Source organism: Nocardioides sp. NPDC000445 (assembly GCF_040300245.1).
Classification (GTDB): Bacteria; Actinomycetota; Actinomycetes; order Propionibacteriales; family Nocardioidaceae; genus Nocardioides.
On the sequence record NZ_JBEPDH010000010.1, the window covers coordinates 179,029 to 204,712 of the forward strand.

26 protein-coding genes are annotated in these 25,684 nt (G+C 69.0%); 15 read left to right on the forward strand and 11 right to left on the reverse strand.

Annotated features, from left to right (window positions below; translation table 11 throughout):
* Positions 1–111: 111 nt before the first annotated feature.
* Genes ABT304_RS15585 through ABT304_RS15595 form a run of 3 tightly spaced genes read right to left on the reverse strand, consistent with a single transcriptional unit; the run spans position 112 to position 4,438 of the window.
* On the reverse strand, positions 112–1,011 hold the full coding sequence (locus ABT304_RS15585; RefSeq protein ID WP_350716384.1) for an EamA family transporter: 900 nt from the start codon (positions 1,009–1,011) through the stop codon (positions 112–114).
* A 29-nt stretch (positions 1,012–1,040) separates the two neighbouring features.
* Complete coding sequence (locus ABT304_RS15590; RefSeq protein ID WP_350716386.1) at positions 1,041–3,686, reverse strand: glycoside hydrolase family 65 protein; 2,646 nt, start codon at positions 3,684–3,686, stop codon at positions 1,041–1,043.
* Complete coding sequence (locus tag ABT304_RS15595; protein WP_350716388.1) at positions 3,683–4,438, reverse strand: HAD family hydrolase; 756 nt, start codon at positions 4,436–4,438, stop codon at positions 3,683–3,685. Before ABT304_RS15595 ends, ABT304_RS15590 begins: the two co-directional genes overlap by 4 nt.
* A 128-nt stretch (positions 4,439–4,566) precedes the next feature.
* Here ABT304_RS15595 and ABT304_RS15600 point away from each other — a divergent pair, with 128 nt between their 5' ends.
* Positions 4,567–5,634, forward strand: a complete 1,068-nt coding sequence (locus ABT304_RS15600) for a WD40/YVTN/BNR-like repeat-containing protein (protein WP_350716389.1) — start codon at positions 4,567–4,569, stop codon at positions 5,632–5,634.
* On the opposite strand, the gene ABT304_RS15605 is transcribed toward ABT304_RS15600, so the two are convergent.
* Positions 5,635–6,048 carry a type II toxin-antitoxin system VapC family toxin gene (locus ABT304_RS15605; RefSeq protein WP_350716391.1) on the reverse strand — a complete coding sequence of 138 codons (414 nt, stop codon included), beginning with the start codon at positions 6,046–6,048 and terminating at the stop codon, positions 5,635–5,637. It lies immediately after the preceding gene.
* Positions 6,032–6,316: a type II toxin-antitoxin system Phd/YefM family antitoxin gene (locus ABT304_RS15610; protein WP_350716393.1), complete on the reverse strand. Its 285-nt coding sequence runs from the start codon at positions 6,314–6,316 to the stop codon at positions 6,032–6,034. The genes ABT304_RS15605 and ABT304_RS15610 overlap by 17 nt, the downstream gene beginning before the upstream one ends.
* Positions 6,317–6,529: 213 nt before the next feature.
* On the opposite strand from ABT304_RS15610, the gene ilvD reads away from it, so the two are divergent.
* From ilvD to ABT304_RS15640, 6 genes are all read left to right on the forward strand, one after another.
* Positions 6,530–8,377 (forward strand): dihydroxy-acid dehydratase, encoded by a 1,848-nt coding sequence (gene ilvD / locus ABT304_RS15615; RefSeq protein WP_350716395.1) that lies wholly within the window; start codon positions 6,530–6,532, stop codon positions 8,375–8,377.
* A 4-nt stretch (positions 8,378–8,381) separates the two neighbouring features.
* The gene (locus ABT304_RS15620) at positions 8,382–8,945 is read left to right on the forward strand and encodes a pyridoxamine 5'-phosphate oxidase family protein (RefSeq protein WP_350716397.1); all 564 of its coding nucleotides are present in this window, start codon (positions 8,382–8,384) and stop codon (positions 8,943–8,945) included.
* A gap of 91 nt (positions 8,946–9,036) precedes the next feature.
* Positions 9,037–10,281, forward strand: coding sequence for an MFS transporter (locus ABT304_RS15625; protein WP_350716399.1), 1,245 nt, complete (start codon positions 9,037–9,039; stop codon positions 10,279–10,281).
* A 34-nt stretch (positions 10,282–10,315) separates the two neighbouring features.
* Positions 10,316–11,011, forward strand: a complete 696-nt coding sequence (locus ABT304_RS15630; protein ID WP_350716401.1) for a GNAT family N-acetyltransferase — start codon at positions 10,316–10,318, stop codon at positions 11,009–11,011.
* A gap of 112 nt (positions 11,012–11,123) precedes the next feature.
* Positions 11,124–11,438: an SHOCT domain-containing protein gene (locus ABT304_RS15635; protein WP_350716403.1), complete on the forward strand. Its 315-nt coding sequence runs from the start codon at positions 11,124–11,126 to the stop codon at positions 11,436–11,438.
* 33 nt (positions 11,439–11,471) lie between these two features.
* Positions 11,472–11,882: a VOC family protein gene (locus ABT304_RS15640; protein WP_350716404.1), complete on the forward strand. Its 411-nt coding sequence runs from the start codon at positions 11,472–11,474 to the stop codon at positions 11,880–11,882.
* A 3-nt stretch (positions 11,883–11,885) separates the two neighbouring features.
* On the opposite strand, the gene ABT304_RS15645 is transcribed toward ABT304_RS15640, so the two are convergent.
* Entirely contained in the window at positions 11,886–13,223 is a 1,338-nt protein-coding gene (locus ABT304_RS15645) for an ABC1 kinase family protein (protein WP_350716406.1), read from the reverse strand.
* 54 nt (positions 13,224–13,277) lie between these two features.
* Here ABT304_RS15645 and ABT304_RS15650 point away from each other — a divergent pair, with 54 nt between their 5' ends.
* Entirely contained in the window at positions 13,278–15,398 is a 2,121-nt protein-coding gene (locus ABT304_RS15650; RefSeq protein WP_350716407.1) for a prolyl oligopeptidase family serine peptidase, read from the forward strand.
* Here ABT304_RS15650 and ABT304_RS15655 read toward each other — a convergent pair.
* Both ABT304_RS15655 and ABT304_RS15660 read right to left on the reverse strand, forming a co-directional pair.
* Positions 15,339–15,677 (reverse strand): nitroreductase/quinone reductase family protein, encoded by a 339-nt coding sequence (locus ABT304_RS15655; RefSeq protein WP_350716409.1) that lies wholly within the window; start codon positions 15,675–15,677, stop codon positions 15,339–15,341. The genes ABT304_RS15650 and ABT304_RS15655 overlap by 60 nt on opposite strands.
* A complete protein-coding gene (locus tag ABT304_RS15660) occupies positions 15,674–15,865 on the reverse strand; it encodes a hypothetical protein (protein ID WP_350716411.1) in 192 nt (63 codons plus the stop codon). The genes ABT304_RS15655 and ABT304_RS15660 overlap by 4 nt, the downstream gene beginning before the upstream one ends.
* Positions 15,866–16,227: 362 nt before the next feature.
* Between ABT304_RS15660 and ABT304_RS15665 the strand changes: the two genes are divergently transcribed.
* The 3 genes from ABT304_RS15665 to ilvC are packed head-to-tail and all read left to right on the forward strand — an operon-like array spanning position 16,228 to position 19,602.
* Positions 16,228–17,979 carry an acetolactate synthase large subunit gene (locus tag ABT304_RS15665; protein ID WP_160024592.1) on the forward strand — a complete coding sequence of 584 codons (1,752 nt, stop codon included), beginning with the start codon at positions 16,228–16,230 and terminating at the stop codon, positions 17,977–17,979.
* Positions 17,979–18,542 (forward strand): acetolactate synthase small subunit, encoded by a 564-nt coding sequence (gene ilvN, locus ABT304_RS15670; protein WP_141792540.1) that lies wholly within the window; start codon positions 17,979–17,981, stop codon positions 18,540–18,542. Before ABT304_RS15665 ends, ilvN begins: the two co-directional genes overlap by 1 nt.
* Before the next feature lie 34 nt (positions 18,543–18,576).
* Complete coding sequence (ilvC, locus tag ABT304_RS15675) at positions 18,577–19,602, forward strand: ketol-acid reductoisomerase (RefSeq protein WP_350716413.1); 1,026 nt, start codon at positions 18,577–18,579, stop codon at positions 19,600–19,602.
* A 129-nt stretch (positions 19,603–19,731) separates the two neighbouring features.
* Here ilvC and ABT304_RS15680 read toward each other — a convergent pair whose 3' ends face one another.
* Complete coding sequence (locus ABT304_RS15680) at positions 19,732–20,565, reverse strand: ABC transporter permease subunit (RefSeq protein ID WP_160024590.1); 834 nt, start codon at positions 20,563–20,565, stop codon at positions 19,732–19,734.
* Complete coding sequence (locus ABT304_RS15685; protein WP_350716415.1) at positions 20,562–21,479, reverse strand: ABC transporter ATP-binding protein; 918 nt, start codon at positions 21,477–21,479, stop codon at positions 20,562–20,564. Before ABT304_RS15685 ends, ABT304_RS15680 begins: the two co-directional genes overlap by 4 nt.
* Before the next feature lie 148 nt (positions 21,480–21,627).
* On the opposite strand from ABT304_RS15685, the gene ABT304_RS15690 reads away from it, so the two are divergent.
* Complete coding sequence (locus tag ABT304_RS15690; protein ID WP_350716417.1) at positions 21,628–22,323, forward strand: DsbA family oxidoreductase; 696 nt, start codon at positions 21,628–21,630, stop codon at positions 22,321–22,323.
* Between the two features lie 19 nt (positions 22,324–22,342).
* Here the strand turns inward: ABT304_RS15690 and ABT304_RS15695 are convergent, their stop codons facing one another.
* Positions 22,343–22,912 (reverse strand): O-methyltransferase, encoded by a 570-nt coding sequence (locus ABT304_RS15695; protein WP_160024584.1) that lies wholly within the window; start codon positions 22,910–22,912, stop codon positions 22,343–22,345.
* 267 nt (positions 22,913–23,179) lie between these two features.
* On the opposite strand from ABT304_RS15695, the gene ABT304_RS15700 reads away from it, so the two are divergent.
* From ABT304_RS15700 to ABT304_RS15710, 3 genes are all read left to right on the forward strand, one after another.
* The gene (locus ABT304_RS15700) at positions 23,180–23,350 is read left to right on the forward strand and encodes a hypothetical protein (protein ID WP_350716419.1); all 171 of its coding nucleotides are present in this window, start codon (positions 23,180–23,182) and stop codon (positions 23,348–23,350) included.
* A gap of 9 nt (positions 23,351–23,359) precedes the next feature.
* Positions 23,360–24,415, forward strand: a complete 1,056-nt coding sequence (locus ABT304_RS15705) for a 3-isopropylmalate dehydrogenase (RefSeq protein WP_160024582.1) — start codon at positions 23,360–23,362, stop codon at positions 24,413–24,415.
* A 103-nt stretch (positions 24,416–24,518) separates the two neighbouring features.
* A complete protein-coding gene (locus tag ABT304_RS15710) occupies positions 24,519–25,598 on the forward strand; it encodes a branched-chain amino acid aminotransferase (RefSeq protein ID WP_350716421.1) in 1,080 nt (359 codons plus the stop codon).
* Positions 25,599–25,684: the final 86 nt, after the last annotated feature.

Below are 25,684 nucleotides of genomic sequence, written 5' to 3' on the forward strand. Positions count from 1 at the left end.
AACTCCAAGGACTGGCGGGACCGGGCGGCGAGGGGGAGTTGTCACCGAACTGTAGTGACCTCAACGTTCGGAGTCAGTGACGTTCCGATGTCGCTTGTGTGAAACACGGCACTACACCGGGGTGGACTCCGCCGGCACGTGATGCTCGGGCTTGCCGGTGCGCGTCGCGCCCGCGGAGGCGACCACGACACACGCGATGGCCAGCCACTGCAGGACAGAGAGCCCCTCGTGGAGGATCAGGATCGCGGCCAGCGCGCCGGCGGCCGGCTCCAGCGACATCAGGATCGCGTAGAGCCCCGACTTGATCGAACGCAGGGCGACGAGATCGAGGGAGTACGGGATCACCGAGGACATCAGGCCCACCATCAGCCCGACCAGCCACACGTGCGGAGAACCCAGCCCGTCGGCGTACGCCATGGCCGCGGGCGTCAGCGCCACCGCCGCGACCGTGGAGGCCAGAGCGAGCCCGTCGAGCCCCTCCCACCGCGCTCCGGTCGCCTTCGACAGCACGATGTACGCAGCCCAGCAGGCACCGGCGAGCAGCGCGAACAGCACGCCCACGATCGAGATCCGGCCGGGCTCGAGACCGAGCAGCACCACCCCTGCGGCCGCCAGCGCGACCCAGACCAGGTCGCGGGCGCGCCGCGAGGTGACCAGCGCGATGGTGAGCGGACCGATGAATTCAATGGTGACCGCGATCCCGATCGGCAGCCGGGCGAAGGACTGGTAGATGGCCCAGTTCATCAGCCCGAGCGAGGCCCCGAAGGCGACCACGACGAGCCAGTCGCGGCGGGCGAGGCCACGGACCCGGGGCCGGGTGATCGCCAGCAGGATCAGCGCTGACAGCGTCAGCCGCAGCCACACCATGGCCGTCGGGGTGACCTCGTCGAAGAGCGACTTGGCGAAGGTCGCGCCGACCTGCACCGACGCGATCCCGATCAGGACCAGGACGACCGGGTGGGCCAGCCTCGCCCGGAGAGAGCCTCCACCGGTTGAGAAGCGTGTGACCACCCGGTCAGTCTAGGACCACGTAAAGACCGCTACTGCGCCGAGTCCGTCTGCGAGACGTTGGACAGGTTGATGGCCTTGTTGGCCTCCTCCGCGAGCCGCTCGGACCCACGCCGCGACTCCTGCGGGACCATCGCATGCTCGACATGGTCCTGCTCGTAGAGCTCCGGCGGGATCGGCGGGGGCACGGTGGCCGTGATCCGCGATCCGTCGGGGCGGATGCCACCGTGCGGCTCCTCGTCGAGGTGCTTGCTGATCCGCGGCCCCTGGTCGGCGAGCGGCACGATGACCGGCGAGCCCTTGGAGACCACGAACTCCTCGCCGCGGACGCTGATCGGGATGTCGTACTCCTCGCCCGGGGTGTCCACGACGGTGAACACGATCTGGTCGCTGGTCAGCGCGACCTGCATCCGGGTCGAGTGCCACTGGACCCGGAAGACCAGCGAGCCCCACTCGACCGGCAGGCGCGGGTCGAAGGAGAGCTTGCCGTCGTAGTCGCGCATGCCGCCGAAGCCGAACGCCAGACCGCCCCACACGCCGCCGGTGGAGGCGATGTGCATCCCGTCGACGGTGTTGCCGTGCATGTTGTGGAGGTCGACGTAGAGCGCGTCGTAGAAGTAGCGCAGCGCGTCGTCCTGGTAGCCCACCTCGGCCGCCACGATCGACTGCACGACGGCCGACAGCGTCGAGTCGCCGGTGGTGATCGGGTCGTAGTACTCGAAGTCGGCCCGCTTCTGCTCGGGGGTGAACCGGTTGCCCTGCTGGAAGAGGGCGAGCACCACGTCGGTCTGCTTGAGCACCTGGAACCGGTAGATCACCAGCGGGTGGTAGTGCAGCAGCAGGGGACGTACCTCGTCCGGGGTGTTGGGCAGGTCCCACACCTCGCGGTCGAGGAAGTTGTCGTCCTGCGGGTGGATGCCGAGCCCCTCCTCGTAGGGGATGTGCATCGCGGCGGCGCAGCGACCCCACTCCTCGACCTCGTCGGGCGAGATGTCGAGCCGGCCCATGACCTGCGCATACTCGCGCGGATAGTCCGCCCGGAGCATCTCGATGGTCTCGACGGCCTTCTCCAGGTTGTAGCGGGCCATCACGTTGGTGAACAGGTTGTTGTTGACCACCGTGGTGTACTCGTCCGGCCCGGTCACGCCGTGGATGTGGAAGGACGGCTCGCCGTTGTGGCGCCAGAAGCCGAGATCGGCCCACATCCGCGAGGTCTCGACCAGGATGTCGACGCCCTCGCGGATGAGGTAGCCGATGTCACCGGTCGCGTAGACGTACTTCATCAGCGCGAAGGCGATGTCGGCGTCGATGTGCACCTGCGCGGTGCCGGCCGCGTAGTAGGCCGAGGCCTCCTGCCCGTTGATGGTGCGCCAGGCGAACAGCGCCCCCTTCGCGGCCATCTCCGAGGCTCGCTGCCGGGCCGCGGGGAGCATCACCGAGCGGGCGTGCATCACGTTGCGGGCGACCTCGGGCTGGGTGTAGCAGAGGAACGGGATCACGTAGCACTCCGTGTCCCAGAAGTAGTGCCCCTCGTAGCCCGAGCCGGTGACCCCCTTCGCAGGGACGCCGAGACCGTCGGTGCGGGCGGTCGCCTGGGCCAGCGAGAACAGGTTGAACCGGATCGCCTGCTGGGCCGCGGCGATGTCCTCGTCGTCCTCCGTACGGGCGGCGGAGATCTCGACGTCGGCGGCGGACCAGAACTCGTCGTACCAGTTGCGCTGGTCGCGCTCGAAGTGGCCGACGCCCAGGCGGATCGCCCGGTCGAGCGTACGTCCGCAGCGGTCGGCCAGCTCGCGCACCGGCACCCCACGGGAGGTGTGGTACGCCACGGTCTTCTGCAACCGCAGCGTGCTGCCCTCGGTCGCGTCGACCCGGAAGACCGTCTTGGCCAGGTCGTCCTCGGCGCGGACGACGGTCTCGACCGGGTCCGGCGTCTCGATCTGGTGGGCGGCGCTGACCGCGATCGTCATCCCGGAGTTGGCGCACCGGTAGCCGAGGGTCATCTGCTCCTCGTCGGCGACCGACATCTGGGGGAGCAGGACGCGGGTGTCGAAGGCGGAGGCCTTGCGCGGGTCCATGCCCTCGCCCAGCGCCGCCGACGGCACGTGGTACTCGTCCTTGCCGTCTTGCCGGTTCAGCAGCTGGGAGGAGACGACGATCGGCGCCGCGCCGCTCAGCATCGTGATCTCGAGGGTCTGGATCGAGAGGTGCCGCTGCGTCATCGACACCATCCGGGTCGACTTGATCGCGACCCGCTTGCCCGAGGGCGTACGCCACACCAGATGCCGCCGCAGCACACCCTCGCGGAAGTCGAGCACCCGCTCGTACTCCTCCAGGTCCGAGGTGCCGAAGGTCAGCGGCTCGTCGTCGACGTAGATCTTCATGATCTTGGCGTCGGGGGCGTTGACGATGGTCTGGCCCGTCTTGGCGAAACCGTAGGCGTTCTCGGCGTGGCGGATCGGCCAGGTCTCGTGGAACCCGTTGATGAAGGTGCCGTGCGCGTAGGTCGGGCGACCCTCCTCGGGGGTGCCGCGCATGCCGAGATAGCCGTTCGCGACGCTGAAGATCGTCTCGGTCAGGCCGAGGTCGTCGGGGGAGTAGCTCGTCTCCACCAGCCGCCACGGGTCGATGGGGTAACGGGCCCGGTCCAGGGGGTTCGGGCCGACGTTGGTTCTCACTGCTGTGCTCCTCGAGCAGGGTCGTCTGGGACAAGTTCAGCAAGGTCGGAAACGACGAGACTGGCGCCGGCGGCCGTGAGGGTGTCGTGGCCTGCGCCACGGTCCACCCCGACGACGAGCGCGAAATCTCCTGCCTTGCCGGCGCGCACCCCGGAGACGGCGTCCTCGAGGACGACGGCCTCGCTCGGGGTGGCTCCGAGGACCTTACCGGCGTAGACAAACGTGTCCGGCGCAGGCTTGCCGGGAAGCCCCTGCTCATCTGCGACGGCTCCCGACACGACCGTCTCGAACCGGTCCAGCAGCCCCGCCGCCTTCAGCACGGTCGGCGCGTTGACCGACGAGGACACCACGCCGAGCCGGACGTCGAGGGTGGTCAGATAGTCCAGGAAGCGCACCGAGCCGGGGTAGGCCTCGACGCCGTCGCGTTCGAGCACCATGTTGAAGGCGATGTTCTTCCGGTTGCCTAGACCGCAGACGGTCTCGAGCTCGGGCGCGTCGTCCGGGGTGCCCTCGGGAAGCCGGATGTCGCGGGAGGCGAGGAAGTCACGGACGCCGTCGTAGCGCGGCTTGCCGTCGACGTACGCGAAGTAGTCCTGGTCGGTGTAGGCCGGCGCACCCGGGGTCTTCTCCTGCAGGTAGGCGTTGAACATCTCCTCCCACGCACGCATGTGCACGACCGCGGTCGGCGTGATCACGCCGTCCAGGTCGAAGAGGATCGCGGTGAACGTCTCCCAGGCAACAGGTCTGGTCATGACTTCAGGCTAGGGGCTGGGCGGCCCAGGCCGAAGAATCAGGCCCCGCTGGCGGTGGTGTTTTCCCTCACCGCTCTTTCGGCGAAATCTCCTGGCCACAGACGCCGGGCGGGTGGATGCTGGAAGACATGGGTACGCAGCTGCTGGTTGGGACCCGCAAGGGTCTGTGGATAGGGCGCTCTGACGACGCCCGGCAGGACTGGGACTTCACCGGTCCGCACCATGACATGGAGGAGATCTACTCCGCCATGATCGAGCCCGGGACCGGGCGAGTCCTTGCCGGATGCTCCTCGCTGTGGCTGGGTGCGCTGGTGCGCGCCTCGGCCGACGGCGGCGAGACCTGGACCGAGACCTCGATGTCGTTCCCCGAGGACGTCGACGCGAGCCTGGCCCGGGTCTGGCAGCTCCAGCCCGGCCTCCCGGAAGGCACGATCTGGGCGGGTGTCGAGCCCGGCGCGATCTTCCGGTCCCGTGACGGTGGGGCGAGCTTCGAGCTGGTGCGCGGGCTGTGGGACCACCCGCACCGCACCGAGTGGAACGAGGGTTTCGGAGGGCAGGCGTTCCACACGATCCTGCCGCACCCCACCGACCCCGACTCGGTGACCGCGGCGATCTCGACCGGCGGCGTCTACCAGACCCGCGACGGCGGGGAGACCTGGGAGGCCCGCAACAACGGCATCATCGCGGTCTTCCTGCCCGAGGGGCAGCAGTATCCCGAGTTCGGCCAGTGCGTCCACAAGGTCGCCCGCCACTCCTCCCGTCCCGAGCGGCTCTACCTGCAGAACCACGGTGGGGTCTATCGCTCCGACGACGAGGGCCTGTCCTGGAAGTCCATCGCCGACGGGCTGCCCACCGACTTCGGCTTCGCGATGGTCGTCCACCCGCAGGAGCCCGACACGATCTTCACCTTCCCGATCGGCGCCGGCGAGTCCCGCTACCCGCCGGAGGCCAAGCCGATCGTGTGGCGCTCGCGCGACGCCGGGGACCACTGGGAGGCGCTCGACAAGGGCCTGCCCGACCACTTCTACGTGGGCGTCATGCGCGACGCGATGTGCGCCGACGACCACGAGGTGGCCGGTGTCTACTTCGGCGCCCGCAACGGCTCGGTCTGGGCGTCTGCCGACGCCGGCGAGACCTGGCGCGAGATCCTCCGCGACATCCCCGACGTGCTGGTGGTCAGGGCTTCGAAGGTGTGATCAGTCGGTCACGGGGTCATGGACCGCGAACCCGAGGAGTTCGGCGACCTTACGCATGTTGCTGTCGTGGGTGGCGACCGTGACGTTCTCGGTCCCGACGCGCAGCGCCGACGCCAGATGGATCGCGTCCAATGACTTGATGTGGGGTTCGATCGCTCTGGCCTCGTCGACGAGGACGTCGTCGATGGTCAACAACGTGAGCTCGTCGACGAAGTCATCGACGATCGAGACAGGGAGTTGATCGCGGCGAAGCACTCGGGTCATCTCGAGGTGCAGCAGCCGCGAAGAGAGGAAGACGTCGCCGTTGTCGCAGCGCTCGTCGTACCAGTCCGCGGCGGCTTGGCTGTGTCCGAGCAGGGCGCGGAGCGCGACGGACGAGTCCAGGTACCACGTCCGCTCAGAGATCGATGTCACTGTTGACCTCATCGAGGATGTCGTCGAGATCGCCGGAGAGTGCGACGGCGGCACGGCCCGAGAGACGTCTGTGTGGTCGTTTCGGAGGAGTTGCCAAACCGGCGTTGACCAGCGCCTCCACTGGGTTGTCCGAGCCCTGGACCTCGGGCACGAGACGTAGCACCGCGCGCCCCCTGTTGGTCACCCGGAAGGACTCACCGTCCTCGATGACGGCTCGGGTCACCGCGGAGATCCGCTGGTTCAGCTCGGTCATCGTGATCGTCTTCATGAGGTAAATCTAGCATGTAGATGCTAGAAAAGGCCCATGCGGACCGACGCCACCGTCAGGCAGGTGGAGACGCTCGGATCTGCTCTTGCCGTGCTTCGCCTGGCGCCGGCGTTCCGCTGACACCCGTCGGCCGCAGGCAGGTCGTGAACGATCGATTCGTCCACCGCGTGGCGCGGCGTCAGAGGACTACGCCAACGGGTCTAGCCTTCTGGCATGCCCACTCTTCGCTCCGCAACCTCGACCTCGGGCCGCAACATGGCGGGTGCCCGCGCGCTGTGGCGCGCGACCGGCATGACCGATGACGACTTCGGCAAGCCGATCATCGCGATCGCCAACTCGTTCACCGAGTTCGTGCCCGGCCATGTCCACCTCCGTGACCTCGGCAAGATCGTCGCCGAGAAGATCCAGGAGGCCGGGGGAGTGGCCAAGGAGTTCAACACGATCGCCGTCGACGACGGCATCGCGATGGGCCACGCCGGGATGCTCTACTCGCTGCCGAGCCGCGAGCTGATCGCGGACGCGGTCGAATACATGGTGGAGGCGCACCGCGCCGACGCGATCGTGTGCATCTCCAACTGCGACAAGATCACCCCCGGCATGCTGCTCGCCAGCCTGCGCCTCAACATCCCGGTCGTCTTCGTCTCCGGCGGCCCGATGGAGGCCGGCAAGACGGTCGCCGTCGAGGGCCTGGTCCACGACAAGCTCGACCTGGTCGACGCGATGGTGCTCTCGGTCAACGAGGCGGTCAGCGACGAGCTGCTCGACACGGTCGAGCGCTCCGCCTGTCCGACCTGCGGCTCCTGCAGCGGCATGTTCACCGCCAACTCGATGAACTGCCTCACCGAGGCCATCGGCCTCAGCCTGCCCGGCAACGGGTCGACGCTGGCCACCCACGCCAAGCGCCGGGCGCTCTTCGAGGAGGCGGGCCGCACCATCGTCGAGCTGTGCCGCCGCTACTACGAGGAGGGCGACGAGTCCGTCCTGCCACGGAGCATCGCGAACCGGTCCGCGTTCGAGAACGCGGTCGCCCTCGACGTCGCCATGGGCGGCTCGACCAACACCGTCCTACACCTGCTCGCGGCCGCGCGTGAGGCCGAGCTCGACTTCAACGTGCACGACATCGATGCGATCTCGCGTCGGGTGCCGTGCCTGAGCAAGGTCGCGCCCAACAGCCCGAAGTACCACATGGAGGATGTCCACCGCGCCGGCGGCATCCCTGCCCTGCTCGGCGAGCTGCGCCGTGGCGGCGCGCTCAACGAGGACGTCCACACCATCCACTCCGACACCATCGACGAGTGGCTCGGCACCTGGGACATCCGCGCCGAGAACCCCAGCCAGGAGGCGCTCGACCTCTTCCTCGCCGCACCGGGCGGGGTGCGTACGACCGAGGCGTTCTCCACCGAGAACCTCTGGGCGAGCCTGGACACCGACGCCGCCGAGGGCTGCATCCGCGACTTCGAGCACGCCTATTCCGCCGACGGCGGGCTGGCGATCCTGTCGGGCAACATCGCGCCCGACGGCTGTGTCGTGAAGACCGCCGGGGTCCCCGACGACTGCCTGACGTTCACCGGCACCGCGATCGTCTTCGAGTCCCAGGACGCCGCGGTCGAGGGCATCCTCGCCAAGAAGGTCGAGGCCGGCCACGTCGTGGTGATCCGCTACGAGGGCCCGAAGGGCGGGCCGGGTATGCAGGAGATGCTCTACCCGACCTCGTTCCTCAAGGGCCGCGGTCTGGGTCAGAAGTGCGCGCTGATCACCGACGGCCGCTTCTCCGGCGGCACCAGCGGCCTCTCGATCGGCCACGTCTCCCCGGAGGCGGCCGGCGGCGGCCTGATCGCCCTGGTCGAGGACGGCGACCCGATCTCCATCGACATCCCGAACCGCTCGATCTCCCTCGACGTCGACGACCTGGTCCTCGACCAGCGTCGCGCCGCTCAGGAGAAGCGGGACAAGCCCTACACCCCGGCCAACCGCGACCGGAAGGTCTCCGCGGCGCTGCGGGCGTACGCCTCGATGGCCACCTCCGCCTCCGACGGCGCCTACCGCCTCGTGCCGGAGTAAGGGCGTGGGAAAGGTCCATGCCCGCGTCGAGGGCCGGCTGCGGGAGTTCGTCGATCGTCAGGTCGTCTTCTTCGTAGCCACCGCACCGCTCTCCGACGAGGGCCACGTCAACCTGTCTCCGCGGGGCATCCCGGGCACCTTCGGGATGCTGGACGAGCTCACCTTCGCGTGGCTCGACGGCACCGGGAGCGGCAGCGAGACGATCGCGCACGTGCGTGAGAACGGCCGGATCACGGTGATGTTCTGTGCCTTCGACGGGGCGCCGAACATCGTCCGCTTCCACGGGCGCGGCCGGGTCGTGACCCGCTACGACGAGGAGTACGCCGACCTGGCCGGCCGCTTCATGGACCTTCCCGGTGCCCGGGCGGTCGTCGTCGTCGACATCGAGCGGGTCTCCGACTCCTGTGGCTACGCCGTCCCGCTGATGTCGTACGTCGGCGAGCGCGACCTGCTCCCGGCGTACTTCGAGCGGAAGGGAGTCGAGGGCTCGGCCGAGTATCGGCGCCGGAAGAACCTGGCCAGTCTCGACGGGCTCCCGGCGTTCGACTTCGACCCGGCATCCGAATAGCCGTCTCCGCAGCTGTCGAAACGGACACCATCCGTTCGTGGCATGGGTGAGGGGCCGACACGGCGGCCCACCTGATGCGGGAGTGGTTGCGATGTCGAATCAGAAGTCGGCTCAGAAGTCGGATCGATGGAAGCGGAATCTGCTGGTCTTCCTCGGCGGCCAAACGGTGTCGTCGTTGGGATCGATGATCGTCGGGTACGCGGTGATGTGGCACCTCACGGTCGAGACCGGGTCTGCCGCGGTGCTGACCCTGAGCGTCGCGGCCGGGATGCTGCCGCAGGCGGTGGTGTCGGTCTTCGGCGGCGTATGGGCCGACCGGCATTCGCGCAAGCTGTTGATCATCGGGGCCGACTCGGCGATCGCGGTGGCGACCTTGGTGCTCGCGCTGTTGATGCTGAGCGGTGTCGGTGACCTGTGGATGATCTTCGTCGCGATGGCGGTCCGCTCGGCGCTGGCCGGGATCCAGGGGCCGGCGGTCAACGCCATGCTCCCGCAGATCGTCCCGGCCGAGCACCTGATGCGGGTCAACGGGGCCCAGCAGACGATCCAGTCGGGGATGATGCTGTTCGCGCCGGCGGTGGCCGCCGCGGTCTACGCGAGCACCGGCATCGTCGCGGTCTTCTTCATCGACGTGGTGACGGCCGTGGCCGGCGTACTCCTGCTGCTTCTGGTGCCGGTGGCGCGGATGGTCCGCTCGACCGAACCGGTGAGCTACTTCGGCGACCTCCTCGCCGGGGTGCGGTACGTCAGGGGCAACGCCTCGGTGCGCTGGGTGATGGGCCTCGTGGCCGTCGTCATGTTCATGGCGGGCGCCCCGGCGCACCTCACGCCGCTGATGATCACGCGCAGCTTCGGCGACGAGGTCTGGATGCTGAGCGTCAACGAGCTGTTCTGGAGCGTCGGGATGGTCGTCGGCGGCGCGCTGATGGCCGTCTTCGGACCCAAGGTGAAGCGCCGGGTGCGGCTGATGGTGGCCGCCTCGGTCGGTGTCGGGGTGCTCGTCATCGGGCTGGGCGTCTCCACCGACTTCTGGGTGTTCTCGGTCGCCGGCCTGGTGATCTGCATCCTCTTCCAGACGCTGCTGGTGCCCGCCGCGACGGTCCTGCAGGAGCAGGTCGAGGACTCGATGCGCGGCCGGGTGTTCGGGTTCTACGGGATCGTCATGTCGGTGTCGATGCCGGTCTCGATGATCGTCTTCGGGCCGCTCGCGGACAGGTTCGCGGTGGAGTCGGTGATGGTCCTGGCCGGGGTGCTGCTCCTGGGCTGCCTGGTCGGGATGCTCGCCCTCGGCAGTGCCCGGCGCTCGCTCGCCACGGTGGACGCGGCCGCCTCCTGAGCAACGGGCACGGCGGTCGGAGACAATGACCGCCGTGACCGATTTCTCCTATCCCGCAGGTGCTGTCGTCGAAGGTTGGAAGGCGCGGCCGTGGCCCGAGCCGGTGACTCTCGAGGGAAGCTACGTCCGGGTCGCGCCGCTCTCGTCGGCGCAGTACTCGGACCTCTACGCCGCGGTCTGCGGCCCCGGCGACGCCGAGCTGTGGACCTACCGGCCGATCACCATGCCGACCTCGCTGCAGGACCTGTGGATGCACCTGGCGGGGCTCGTCGACGCGGCCGACGTCGTGCCGTTCGCGTTCGTCCCGAAGGAGGGGCCGGGAGAGGGCAGGGCGAGCGGTGTCGCGGGCTTCCACGCGATCAACCCGGCGAACGGGAGCATCGAGGTCGGCGGGGTGCTCTTCGGGTCCGCACTGGCCCGCACCAGGGCGGCGACCGAGGCGATCCATCTCCTCATGCGGCACGCGTTCGACACGCTGGGCTACCGGCGCTTCGAGTGGAAGCTCGACTCGCTCAACGAACCGTCCCGGCGAGCCGCGGAGCGACTCGGGTTCAGTTACGAGGGCAGGTTCCGCAACCACATGGTCGTCAAGGGCCGCAACCGCGACACCGACTGGTTCTCGGTCACCGCGGAGGAGTGGCCGAAGGTGCGCGAGAGCCACGAGCGCTGGCTCGACCCCGCGAACTTCGACGAGCACGGGCACCAGCTCAGCCGGCTCCGGATCGGGTAGGGGCTGCGTACGCACGATTGCGTACGCGGCCCCCGCTCCTGAGCCGATGTGTCGGCGGCTTGTTCGCAGCAGTCTGAGGGCGTAGGCAAGCCCGACAGATTGGACACGAGCAATGAGCATCAACGAGACAGTGGCCACCGTGGTGGCCGACGACCACTGGGGTCCGTGGCGCGAGAACGGGCCATGGCAGGACGGGGGCGGGCCGCCGGTGTTCTGGCCGATCTTCCCGATCCTGTGGTTCCTGGTGATCGCGGCGATCATCACCGCGGTCGTCCTCTACAACCGCAAGCGGGTGGCCGAAGGGCCGCGGCGCGCGGGCGAGGCCAGGCTCGCCGAGAGGTACGCCGCGGGCGAGATCGACGAGAACGAGTACCGGGCTCGCCGGGACGTTCTGCGCGAGAAGCCGGGTCGAACGAAGGAGGCCTGACGGCCTCCGCTGGTCCATGGCAGTGTGGCTGTCATGGACCAGCGCATCAGCTTCATCACCCTGGCCGTCGCCGACGTGGCGGCGAGCCGGGCGTTCTATGTCGACGGGCTCGGCTGGACTCCCGAGATGGAGGCGGACGGCGTGCTCATGATCCGCGTCGGTGAGCACGTCATCCTCTCGCTGTGGGACCGGGGCGAGTTCGAGGAGGAGGTCGGCACGATCGCCGTCGCCGACGGCGTCGCGCCGTTCACCCTCGCCCACAACGTCGCCACCCGCGAGGAGGTCGACGGCGTCCTGGAGCTCGCCCGGTCGCTCGGGCGTGACGCCTCGGCCGCCGAGGAGCGGGTCTGGGGCGGCTACACCGGCTACTTCGCCGACCCCGACGGCGTGCGCTGGGAGATCGCCTACAACCCAGGCCCGGTCGGGCAGACCGTGCTGCCCTGACCCTCAGCCCGCGAACCCGGGCAGATACTCCTCGAGGATCTCCCGGAACGGCGCCTCCGCGTTGAGCTGCGCCAGCACCCCGAGACCACCGAGCCAGACCCGGTGGATGAGCAGGTAGGACGGCGGCAGATTGAGCTTGAGGCCGACCGTGTAGGCGGGATCCTTGGGGTCGTTGATCCGCTTGAACTCCTCGCGCATCCACTCCCGGGTGAACCGGAAGCGCTCCTCCAGCGCCGGGGTCACGAACGGCGCCAGGTAGTCGAGCACGTGCTGCGGCTCGACCTTGATGCCCTCGCGGATGAAGCCCACCTCGCGCAGGCCCGCGACCAGGGCGTCCGCGTCGCCGGTCGCGGCGATCCGGATCAGCCGCCCCATCGGCTCGGGGAAGCCCCGCTCCGGGAGCCGCGCGGCGAGCCCGAAGTCGAGCACGGCCATGCGGCCATCGGGAAGGACCCGGAAGTTGCCGGGGTGCGGGTCGGCGTGGAGCATCCCGGTCAGCCCGGGCGCGGAGAACCAGAACCGGGCGAGCAGCTCGCCGTAGTGGTCGCGCTCCTCGGGGGTGCCCTCGGCGATCACCTTCGCGATCGAGCCCTCCGACTCCACCCACTCGGTGACGAGCACCGAGGGGCCTACGGCGACGACATCGGGTACGTCGATGAGGGGATGGGAGGCGTACGCCTCGGCGAAGACGTGCTGGGCCTCGGCCTCCTTCGGGTAGTCGAGCTCCTCGACCACCCGCTCCTGCAGCTCGGCGACCAGTGCCTTGACGTCCATCCCGGGAACCACCGCGTTGCCGATCGCCGCGACCCGGCCGATCTGGCGCAGGTCGGCGCGCAGTGCTTCGTCGGCGCCCGGATACTGCACCTTCACCGCGACCTCGCGACCATCCGCCCACCGGCCCCGATGCACCTGCCCGATCGAGGCCGAGGCCGCGGGCTCGTCGGAGAGCTCGACCAGCTGTTCGGACCAGTCGGGTCCCAGATCCCGAGCCAGCAGGCCGCGTACGATCCCGGTCGGCATCGGGGGAGCGGAGTCCTGGAGCCGGGTGAGCTGGGCGCGGTAGTGGGCCGCCTGCGACTCCGGCAGCGCCGCCTCCATCACCGAGAGCATCTGCCCGAACTTCATCGCGCCACCCTTGAGCTCGCCCAGGGTGCGGAACAGCTGGTCGGCCGTACGCTGGTGCACATCGGCCAGCACCGCCTCGGCGGGCTTGCCCCCGATCCGCTTCCCGAGCCCGAGGGCCTTGCGCCCGGCGTACCCCATCGGCAGCGCGGCCAGCTTCGCCGTCCGTGTCGCCGCTCGCCGTGGCAACCCCTTCGACGACCCCTCCGCGTCACTCATGAGGCTAGTGTGCCTGTCGGCTGCAACTTGCACACCGCGAAGTAGCCTTCCGGCATGACCTCTGAGCAGACGATCGTGACCCCGCTCGACCCCGCCGGGGAGGACCCGTTCGGCTGGTTGGAGGAGGTCGAGGGGGTCGAGGCGCTGGCCTGGGTCCGGGCCCGCAACGACGAGGCGCACGCGAGCGTCGGCGCCGATCCCGTCTTCGCCAAGATCGAGGCGCAGATCCTCGAGGTCCTCGACTCCGACGACCGGGTTCCCGAGGTCTCGCGCCTCGGCGAGCATCTCTACAACTTCTGGCGCGACGCCGACCACGAGCGCGGCATCTGGCGGCGCACCACGCCGGAGTCCTACCGCACCGACGATCCTGAGTGGGAGATCCTGCTCGACCTGGACGCGCTTGCCGAGAAGGAGGGCGAGAGCTGGGTCTGGCACGGCGCGTCGGTGCTGCGCCCCGAGCCCGGCGAGCCGTGGCGCAAGGTGCTCGTCGACCTCTCCCCAGGCGGCTCGGACGCCGACGTGACCAGGGAGTTCGACCTCGTCGAGAAGGCGTTCGTCGCACCTGCGGACGGTGGCTTCACCCGCGCCGTCGAACAGGGCGGCGCCAAGGGCGCGCTCTCCTGGTGCGGCCCCGACGCGGTCTACGTCTACACCGACTTCGGCCCGGGATCGCTCACGCCGAGCGGCTACCCGCGGATCGTGAAGCTGTGGCGCCGCGGCACCCCGTTCGAGGACGCGGCGGTGGTCTACGAGGGCACCGACGAGGACATGTACATCTCCGCCCGCCGCATCCACACCCCCGGCTTCGAGCGCGACCTGGTCAGCCGCTCGATCGCGTTCTACAAGTCCGAGACGTACGTCGCGACCGACCCCGGCACCCCCGAGCAGACCCTCACCAAGCTCGACATCCCCGACTCGGCCGAGGCCGGCTTCCACCGCGAGTGGCTGGTCATCGAGCTGCGCGAGGAGTGGACGGTCGCCGGAACGACGTACGCCGCCGGCTCGCTGCTCGCGGCCGACGCGGAGCGGTTCCTGGCCGGTGAGCGCGATCTCATCGTGCTCTTCGAGCCCACCGCGAAGACCTCCCTCGCCGGGGCGACCTGGACCCGCAACCACCTCGTCCTCAACGTGTTCGAGGACGTCAAGAACCAGCTGCACGTGCTGACGCCGTCACCCTCTGGCGAGTGGACGCGCTCGGAGTTCCCCGCGACCGACCCGGTGGCCGCCGTCGGCACCCGTGCCGTCGACGCGGTCGAGTCCGACGAGGTCTGGGTCGTCACCAGCGGCTACCTGACCCCCACGACGTACGGGCTGACCGAGATCGGCGCGGAGACGATCGAGCCGCTCAAGTCGGCGCCGGCCTGGTTCGACACCGAGGGCCTCCGCGCCGAGCAGCGTTTCGCGACCTCGGCGGACGGCACCCGGATCCCCTACTTCATCGTCGGTGCCGAGACTGCCCTCGCCGGCAGCGGTCGACCGGCGCCGACGCTGCTCTACGGCTACGGCGGCTTCGAGATCCCGATGACGCCGGGCTACTCCGCCGGCGTCGGCAGGTCCTGGCTCAGCGAGGGCGGCGTCTACGTCGTCGCCAACATCCGCGGGGGAGGGGAGTACGGCCCGGCCTGGCACCAGGCGGCGTTGAAGGAGAACCGGCACAAGGCGTACGAGGACTTCGCCGCGGTCGCCCGCCACCTCGCCGAGACCGGCGTGACCGACGCCGACCACCTCGGGATCCAGGGCGGTTCCAACGGCGGGCTGCTGACCGGCAACATGCTCACCCTCTATCCCGAGCTGTTCGGCGCGGTCGTGATCCAGGTGCCGCTGCTGGACATGAAGCGCTACTCGCATCTTCTCGCCGGAGCGAGCTGGATGGCCGAGTACGGCGACCCGGACGTGCCGGAGGAGTGGGAGTACATCCGGACCTTCTCGCCCTACCACCTGCTCGACGCCGCCAGGACCTACCCGCCCGTCCTGCTCACCACCTCCACCAAGGACGACCGCGTCCACCCCGGCCACGCCCGCAAGATGGCCGCGCTCCTGGCCGCCGCCGGCAAGGACGTCACCTACTACGAGAACATCGAGGGCGGCCACGGCGGCGCCGCCAACAACGCCCAGTCAGCCCACCTCTCCGCCTTCGCCTGGACCTTCCTGCGCGAGCGGCTCGGACTGGTCTGAGAGCTCCAGGACCACGACCGGAGTGGGGTGCGAGCGGCGGGCGGCGAAGTCGTCCAGCTCACCCCACCCGTCGTCGGAGGCCGCGAGCACCTCCCACAGCCGCTCCCGGTCGGGCCCGGTGGCCTCCCGGGCGCGAACCCGCTGCCGGCCGTCGACGGTCTCGACGACGGCATCGGGGTGCGCCAGCAGGTTGAGCCACCAGGCGGGCGGCGGGTCAGCCCAGCCGTTCATCGCCAACGTGACGTAGCTCGACCCGTCGGGGACGTAGGACACGATCACCGAGCGCTCCTGTCCGGTGCGGCGCGCCCGACCGTCGTCAGCCGGAGCATGCCGGCCCGGTCGGCGCGTGGGCGGCGCAGGAAGCGGGCTCCGCCCGCGGCGTACAACCGGCGGTGGAACCACCACGCGGCGCGGATGAACCAGCGTGGCGGCAGCCATGGGGACTTCTGCTTCTCGTCGGTCGACATCGTTGCCTCCGTAGGGCAGTCGGACCCGAGAACCATGTGTCCGGCCAGCGTATCGACGGCCGCGGGCCGGTCGCCTCGGTGAGAACCCTGAGATCCGCAATCGAACGACTGACAGATACTGGGACGGTGATCTCAGATCATGGGACGCGCGATAGGGTGTGGTGACACGGCGCGACACATGGGGTTAACGTGTGGGCATGCTGAACAGCATTCTCGTACTTATCAGGCGCGTCGCCTAGGAGCCACTGGCCCCAGACGACGCGTCTCCCTCCGTTGCCCGCCGGGCCGGAGGGTTTTTTGTTGCACAAGCAGCCCACCACGAGATCCCATGAGTAGAAGCTCCGATGAGTAGGACGGCGGACATGAGCGAGCAGATGACAGGCGCACAGAGCCTGATCAAGTCGCTGGAAGCAGCGGGAGCCGAGAACATCTTCGGCATTCCAGGAGGAGCGATCCTTCCGGCGTACGACCCGCTGATGGACTCGAAGATCCGCCACATTCTCGTACGTCATGAGCAGGGCGCTGGCCACGCCGCCCAGGGCTACGCCGCCGCGACCGGCAAGGTCGGGGTCTGCATGGCCACCAGCGGCCCGGGCGCGACCAACCTGGTCACCCCGCTCGCCGACGCCAACATGGACTCCGTGCCGATGGTGGCCATCACCGGCCAGGTCGGCGCGGCGATGATCGGCACCGACGCCTTCCAGGAGGCGGACATCCGCGGCATCACGATGCCGGTCACCAAGCACAGCTTCCTCATCACCGACCCCGCGGAGATCCCGCTGCGGGTCGCTGAGGCCTTCCACCTCGCCTCCTCCGGGAGGCCGGGTCCGGTCCTCGTCGACGTCACCAAGTCGGCGTTGCAGGCCACCACCACCTACCGGTGGCCGACCGAGCTCCACCTGCCGGGCTACCGCCCGGTGACCAGGCCGCACGCCAAGCAGATCCGCGAGGCGGCGCGCCTGATGCTGGAGGCCAAGAAGCCGGTCCTGTACGTCGGTGGCGGCACCATCCGCTCCGGTGCCCACCGCGAGCTGCTGCAGCTGGCCACCCTCACCGGGATCCCGGTGGTGACCACCCTGATGGCGCGCGGCGCCTTCCCCGACTCCCACCCGCAGCACCTCGGGATGCCGGGCATGCACGGCACCGTCCCCGCCGTCGCCGGCCTGCAGAAGTCGGACCTGATCATCAGCCTCGGCGCCCGCTTCGACGACCGCGTCACCGGCAACCTGGACTCCTTCGCGCCCAACGCCAAGGTGATCCACGCCGACATCGACCCGGCCGAGATCGGCAAGAACCGCTACGCCGACGTCCCGATCGTGGGCGACGTGCGTGAGGTCCTCACCGACCTGATCGCGGTGCTCACCGCCGAGAAGGAAGCCGGCAAGGAGGGCGACTACGAGGGTTGGGTCGCGTTCATGGCCGGGATCAAGAAGGCGTACCCGCTCGGCTACGACCTCCCCGCCGAGGGCCTCTCCCCCCAGTACGTCATCGAGCGGCTCGGCAAGATCTCCGGCGAGGAGACGATCTTCACCGCCGGTGTCGGCCAGCACCAGATGTGGGCCGCGCAGTTCATCGGCTACGAGCACCCCAACACCTGGATCAACTCCGGCGGCCTCGGCACGATGGGCTACTCCGTCCCGGCCGCGATGGGCGCGAAGGTCGGCTGCCCGGACTCCACGGTGTGGTCGATCGACGGCGACGGCTGCTTCCAGATGACCAACCAGGAGCTGGCCACCTGCGCGATCGAGGGCATCCCGATCAAGGTCGCCATCATCAACAACGACAACCTCGGCATGGTGCGCCAGTGGCAGACGCTCTTCTACGGCGAGCGCTACTCGAACACCAACCTGCAGTCCCACGGCCAGCCCAAGCGCATCCCTGACTTCCCCAAGCTGGCCGAGGCCATGGGCTGCGTCGGCCTGGCCTGCGACTCCGCCGACGACGTCGACGCCACCATCGAGAAGGCCATGGAGATCAACGACATGCCCGTCGTCGTCGACTTCCGGGTCAACAAGGACGCCATGGTGTGGCCGATGGTGGCCGCCGGCTCCTCCAACGACGAGATCCAGTACGCGCGCGACCTCGCGCCCGAGTTCGACGAGGACGACCTGTGATGAGCATTCAGCCCGTGAAGACCGGCGGCAAGCACACGCTGAGCGTCCTGGTCGAGAACAAGCCCGGCGTCCTGGCCCGCGTGGCCGCGCTCTTCTCGCGTCGCGGCTTCAACATCGAGTCTCTCGCGGTCGGTCCGACCGAGCACGACGAGCTCTCCCGCATGACGGTCGTGGTCAATCTCGAGAACACCCCCCTCGAGCAGGTCACCAAGCAGCTCAACAAGCTGGTCGAGGTGATCAAGATCGTCGAGCTCGAGCCTGAGACGCGCGTCCAGCGCGCCCTCATGCTGGTCAAGATCACCGCCACCACGGAGACCCGCAGCCAGGTGCTCGACACCATCCAGCTCTTCCGGGCGAAGGTCGTCGACGTGTCCACCGACACGGTCATCGTCCAGCTCGCCGGCAACACCGGGAAGCTCAACGACTTCCTCCGGGTCATCGAGCCCTTCGGCATCCGTGAGCTCTCCCAGTCCGGCATGGTCGGCATGGGCCGCGGCTCCCGGTCGATCTCCGAGCGCAGCCTGCGATCCGTGGCTGTGCCCGCTCCGCCTTCCGCGGTCTGAACCCCTATCAAACACAACTAAAGGAGAAGCCCTCGTGGCTGAGATTTTCTACGACGACGACGCCGACCTCGCGCCGATCCAGGCGAAGAAGGTTGCCGTCATCGGCTACGGCAGCCAGGGCCACGCCCACGCGCTCAACCTGCGTGACTCCGGTGTGGACGTGCGCATCGGCCTGCAGCCCGGTTCGAAGTCGACCCCCAAGGCCGAGGAGGAGGGCTTCAAGGTCCTCGCGCCGGCCGACGCCGCGGCCGAGGCCGACGTGATCGTCATCCTCGCCCCCGACCAGCACCAGCGTGGTCTCTACAACGACCAGCTCGCGCCCCACGTGACCGTCGGCAAGACTCTCGTCTTCGGCCACGGCTTCAACGTGCGCTTCGGCTACATCAAGGCGCCCGAGGGCGTCGACGTGATCCTGGTGGCGCCGAAGGCGCCGGGTCACACCGTCCGTCGTGAGTACGTCGCCGGCCGCGGCATCCCGGACATCATCGCCGTGGAGCAGGACGCCTCCGGCTCCGCGTGGGACCTCGCGAAGTCGTACGCCAAGGGCATCGGTGGCACCCGCGCCGGCGTCATCAAGACGACCTTCACCGAGGAGACCGAGACCGACCTCTTCGGCGAGCAGGCCGTTCTCTGCGGCGGTGTGTCCCACCTGGTCCAGGCCGGGTTCGAGACGCTCACCGAGGCCGGCTACCAGCCCGAGATCGCCTACTTCGAGGTGCTCCACGAGCTCAAGCTCATCGTGGACCTGATGTGGGAGGGCGGCATCGCCAAGCAGCGCTGGTCGATCTCCGACACCGCTGAGTACGGCGACTACGTCTCCGGCCCGCGCGTCATCGGCCCGCAGGTCAAGGAGACCATGCAGCAGGTGCTCGCCGAGATCCAGGACGGCTCCTTCGCCGCCCGCTTCATCGCCGACCAGGACAACGGTGCGGCCGAGTTCCAGAAGCTGCGCGAGGAGGAGGCCGGTCACCCGATCGAGGCCACCGGCAAGGCCCTGCGCGCCCACTTCTCGTGGAGCCAGTCCGACGACGACTACACCGAGGGTTCAGCCGCCCGCTGACCCGAAGTTCGCCGAGTCGGCGCAACTGTCCCAGAAAACGGGCCCGAGTCGGCGCGTCTGTCCCAGGACTCTGGGACAGACGCGCCGACTGGGCGGTTTTGGGTGGGACAGATGCGCCGACTCGGCGGGTTACTTGACCTCGGACTTGAGGACCAGGCGGAGGCCGACGAGCATCGGGACCACGAGCCAGATCAGGCCCGCGACGCCCAGCTGAGCCCACATCTTGTCGGTCATCTCGGAGTAGAGGTTCATCGTCGCCCAGTTGAGGTCGAACCAGGTGGCGTGCTCGGCCCACCAGGTGTTGGTCGAGGCGAGCGCCGAGGAGACGCCGGGGAGGACGAGGGCGTAGACGAAGTACGCCACGATCGCACCCGGCGAGCTGCGGAAGACCGTGCCGAGCATGAAGCCCATGAACATGCCGATCTCGCTGGCCAGGGTCACCTGGGCGAGCTCGGTGAACGAGATGTTCCACACCGGGTCGAGGTCCATGACGGCTGCCACGCCGAGGTAGCCGAGCGCCCCGACGGCCGCCGCGACCGCGATGGCGACGACGCCGACCACGGCAGTGACCAGGGCCTTCGCGGCGATGACGCGGCCGCGGCCGGGAACCAGGGTGAAGGTGGTCAGTGCGCTGCGGGCGCTCCATTCGCTGGTGACCGCCAGCACCGCGATCATCGGCAGGACCACCGACATCGGCATGCCCCAGGCGCTGGCGAAGCCCTCGTAGTCGAGGTTGTCGGCGTCGACGAAGATGATCGTCACCGCGGTCGCGGCCAGCGAGAGCACGACGAGGCTGGCCATCAGCCAGAACCCTGATCGGGTGTCGAACATCTTGCGCAGCTCGACGCCGGCGATCCGGCCGAAGGGGATCGGGGCGGGCACGGCCCGCTCGCGGCGGCGTACCGCCTCGGGGTTGCGTCCGGCCGGCGTGGCCGGCTCAGGGGCGAGGGTCGTGGTGGTCATGCTGCGTTCCCTTCCGGGGTCTCGAGGTGGTCGCGCTGGGTCTCGGCGGTGAGCTGGAGGAACATCTCCTCCAGGCCGGCGCCGTCGGCGGCGCGGAGCTCGGTCAGCACGAGCCCGGTTTCGAAGGCGATCTGGCCGACGGTGGTGAGGTCGGCGTCGCTGAGGACGGCCCCCTCGGTGGTGAGCTCGGCGGTGTGGCCGGCCCGCTGGAGGGCCCGGCCGAGCGAGGTGGGGTCACTGGAGCGGGCGTACGTCTCGCCGCTGGTGAGCAGCTCCTGCTTGGTGCCCTGCGCCACGATCCGGCCGTTGCCGATCACCACGATGTCATCGGCGATCACCTCGATCTCGTGCAGCAGGTGCGAGGAGAGCAGCACGGTGCCGCCGTCGTCGGCGAAGCCGCGCAGCAGGTCGCGCATCCAGCGGATGCCGGCCGGGTCGAGGCCGTTGGCCGGCTCGTCGAGGATCAGCACCTCGGGGTCGCCGATCAGAGCCGTCGCGATGCCGAGCCGCTGCCGCATCCCGAGTGAGTAGTTGCGTACGCGACGACCGGCCTCCTCCTCGGTCAGGCTGACCCGGTCGAGGGTCTCGGCGACGCTCGACTTCGGCAGCCCCATGGTGCGGGCGGCCAGGGTGAGGATCTCGCGGCCGGTGCGCCCGCCGTGCTGGGCGGAGGCGTCCAGCAGCACGCCGACCTCGCGACCGGGGTTGGGCAGCTGGGAGAAGTGGCGGCCCAGCAGGTGAGCGCTGCCGGAGGACGGATCGGTGAGTCCGACCAGGATGCGCATGGTCGTGGACTTACCGGCGCCGTTGGGGCCGAGGAAGCCGGTCACCCGACCGGGCTCGGCGGTGAAGGTCACGTTGTCGACGGCCGTGAACCTGCCGTACCTCTTGGAGAGGGCATCGATCTGGATCATGCTCCGAGCCTGGTGCCAGGCGACCCCCGGGCGCGTCGGGCAGATCCCTGGCGGGTGCCTGGCCCTTCCCCTGATCTCCCCTGAGACCGTCTCGGGGTAGATCGGTCCGCTGTGGAATGTTTCGTACCGGACGAAACGTTCTCTGGGCATGCGTATTGATGTCTGGTCCGACGTTGTCTGTCCCTGGTGCTACATCGGCAAGCGCCACCTCGAGGAAGCCCTGGAGCGCTTCGAGCACAGCGACGACGTCGAGATCGTCTACCACTCCTTCGAGCTCGACCCGAGCGCACCGCAGGTGCCCGTCGAGACCACTGTCGAGGCCCTGGCGAAGAAGTTCGGCGCCTCCGTCGACCAGGCCCGCGAGCTGATGAAGCAGGCCAACGTGCCTGCCGCCGCGGCCGGTCTCGAGTTCCGTCACGAGGACACTCCGCACGCGCGCACCATCGACGCCCACCGGCTGCTCCACCTGGCCAAGGCCGAGGGGAAGCAGGCCGTCCTCAAGGAGGAGCTGCTCGCTGCGTACTTCACCCGCGGTGAGTCGATGGGCGACCACGCCGTCCTGAAGCAGGCCGCGGTGAACGTCGGTCTGGACGCCGGCCGCGTGGACGAGGTCCTCGCGGGCGACGAGTTCGCCGCCGACGTGCAGGCCGACATCGACCAGGCCCGCGCCTACGGGGCGACCGGGGTGCCGTTCTACGTCGTGGAGGGGAAGTACGGCGTGTCAGGTGCTCAGCCGACCGACCTGTTCAGTCAGCTCCTGGAGAAGGTGCACGCCGAGACCAAGCCGGCGCTCACGCTCGTCGGCGAGGGCGACGCCTGCGGTCCCGACGGCTGCGCGATCTGAGCCGCCGGGCCGGAACGGTCTAGCGCTTGGTGGCGAGCAGGACGCTGGTGTCGGCGGCGACCATGACCTCGACGGTGGTGAAGCGCTCGTCGGTGAGCCAGGACTCGCGCAGGCTGTCGACGCGGCCGTAGACGATCGGCGGCCACAGGTCGGTGGGGATGAGGTCGTCGATGACGACGATGCCGCCCTCCTCGACCAGGTCGGAGAGCTGGTCGGGGGAGACCCCGCCGGGGGTCTCGGCGTCGAGGAACAGCAGCGCGAACGGGCCACGGTCGCGCAGGATGCCCCAGTCGGCGGCGATGACCTCGACCTGCGCGTCGTCGGCGAAGATCTCGGCGGCCTCCTTGGCGAGGTGCTCGTCGAGCTCGGCGGAGACGATCTGGGCGGCCTGGCCGCGTACGCCGCTTCGCAGCCACGCGGTGCCGACACCGCAACCGGTGCCGAACTCCGCCATCGTGCCGCTTCGGGTGGCCGCCAGAGTCGCCAGCAGCCGCCCGGTCTCGTTGCGGCAGAACGACACATAGCCCGCGCGACGGGAGACGTCGAAGGCGCGGGTCACGATGTCCGGAAGCTCTGGGGGTGCACTCACAGGGCCAGTCTTCCCGATATCACGTGTGAGCGCGCGCACGGGTGTCTCGGATGGCGGACCATTCGTCCAGATCTGCTCTCTGGAAGCGTCTCCCGGGTTAACGTCAGAACACCATGCGGAGCATTTTTCTCGTACTCGAGTGCCGCGACGGGGCCCGGCGGTAACGACCGCAGGAGAAGCCACCTCGTCGCGGTGGCTTCCGTCTTCTAAAGACCCCGGCTTCTCTCCCACACCCCTCTGTTGACCCGAAGTGTGAAGGAAGAAGCCATGTACGCGATGTACCCCGAAAGCCCGGCCGAACACAACAAGTGGAGCCGCGAGTGGGGCCCGGCTAGCCACGACCCCGACAACCCGCACAGCGTCGAGAACACCATCGCTGCGGTGCAGCAGGCGCTCGACCTGCGGGACAACGGCGGCCAGCTGCCCGACGACAACTAGTCTCGCCGTATGTCTACGACCAACCTCGCAGTGATCCCCGGCGACGGCATCGGACCGGAGGTGACCGCCGAGGCGCTGAAGGTGCTCGAGATCGCCTCTCCGGTGAAGTTCGAGCAGACCCGCTACGACCTCGGCGCCGAGCGCTATCTCGCCACCGGTGAGGTGCTCCCCGAGTCCGTTCTCGCCGAGATCAAGGAGCAGGACGCCATCCTGCTCGGCGCGATCGGCGGCAAGCCGAACGACCCGAACCTGCCTCCCGGCATCCTGGAGCGCGGGCTGCTGCTCAAGCTCCGTTTCGAGCTCGACCACTACGTCAACCTGCGCCCGTCGCGGCTCTTCCCGGGGGCGATCTCCCCGCTGTCGCCGGCCGTGCTCGACAAGGGCGAGATCGACTTCGTCGTGGTGCGTGAGGGCACCGAGGGCCTCTACACCGGCAACGGTGGCGCGATGCGGGTCGGAACCCCGCACGAGGTCGCCACCGAGACCTCGGTCAACACCGCCTACGGCGTGGAGCGGGTCGTACGCGACGCCTTCGCCCGTGCCCAGGCGCGCCCGCGCAAGAAGCTGACCCTGGTCCACAAGACCAACGTGCTGGTCAACGCCGGCTCGCTGTGGTGGCGGATCACCCAGCAGGTCGCCGAGGAGTTCCCCGACGTCACCGTGGACTACCTCCACATCGACGCGGTGATGATCTTCCTCGCCACCGACCCGGCCCGTTTCGACGTGATCGTCACCGACAACATCTTCGGCGACATCATCACCGACCTGGCCGCTGCCATCACCGGTGGCATCGGCCTGGCCGCCTCCGGCAACATCAACTCCTCCCGGGAGTTCCCCTCGATGTTCGAGCCGGTCCACGGCTCCGCCCCCGACATCGCCGGCCAGCAGAAGGCGGACCCCACCGCGGCCATCCTGTCCGGGGCCCTTCTGCTCGAGCACCTCGGTCACCCCGAGGCTGCCGCCGCCATCGACGCCGCCGTGCTCGCCGACCTTTCCGAGCGCGGCACCGAGCCACGTACGACCTCCGAGGTCGGCGACGCGATCGCCGCCCGCGTAGCCGGCTAGCCGCTCATCCCCGAAGGGGCCGGGCGCAGAGTTTCTGCGCCCGGCCCTTCGTCTGTCCTCATCACTTACGTTTCGACCGCAGAACAGGACTAATCTCATGGTCATGGAGATCAGCACCACATTGTCGACCCAACCGGCCACCGACAAGCAGCTCGCGGAGGTCCTGGCGAACCCAGGCTTCGGCAACCATTTCACCGATCACATGCTCACCGTCGAGTGGACGCCCGAACAGGGCTGGCACAACGGTCGCATCGAGCCGTACGCACCGCTCAGCCTGGACCCGTCGGCAGCCGTGCTGCACTACGCCCAGGAGATCTTCGAGGGGATGAAGGCCTACCGGCACGCTGACGGCTCGATCTGGTCGTTCCGGCCCGAGGCCAACGCCGCCCGGATGGCCCGCTCCAGCGAGCGGCTCGCACTGCCCGTCCTCGAGATCGAGGACTTCGTGCAGACCGTCTTCGACCTCGTCAAGGTCGACCAGCGCTGGGTGCCCGAGGCCTCGGAGAGCGATGAGAAGAGCCTCTACCTGCGGCCCTTCATGTTCGCCTCGGAGTCGTTCCTCGGCGTGCGCCCGGCCCAGCACGTGACCTACATGGTCATCGCCTCGCCCGCCGGCTCTTACTTCAAGGGCGGCGTGAAGCCGGTACGGATCTGGCTCACCGAGGACTACACCCGCGCCGGCCGCGGCGGCATGGGCGCGGCCAAGACCGGCGGCAACTACGCCTCCTCCCTGGTCGCCCAGGCCGAGGCCTCGGCCAACGGCTGCGACCAGGTGGTCTTCCTGGACGCGCAGGAGGGGAAGTACGTCGAGGAGCTCGGCGGCATGAACCTCTACTTCGTCCACGCCGACGGCCGGATCGTCACCCCCGAGACCGGCACGATCCTCGAGGGCATCACCCGCGCCTCCATCATCGAGCTCGCGGGCAAGCTCGGCTACACCGTCGAGGAGCGCAAGTTCGCCATCGACGAGTGGAAGTCCGGCGTCGAGTCCGGCGAGATCACCGAGGTCTTCGCCTGCGGCACGGCCGCCGTCGTCACCCCGGTCGGTGAGCTCGTCTACAACGGTGGCTCCATCGCCTCCGCCGGTGACGGCGAGGTCTGGAAGACCATCCGCAAGCAGCTCGTCGACATCCAGTTCGGCCGGGCCGAGGACACCTTCGGCTGGATGCGCAAGATCGTCTAGCCCAGAGGTCACGTACGCAGGCCGAGGCGTCACTCCCGCGAATCGACATGGCAGATCGGTGCCATGTCGGCCGACGGGAGCGACGC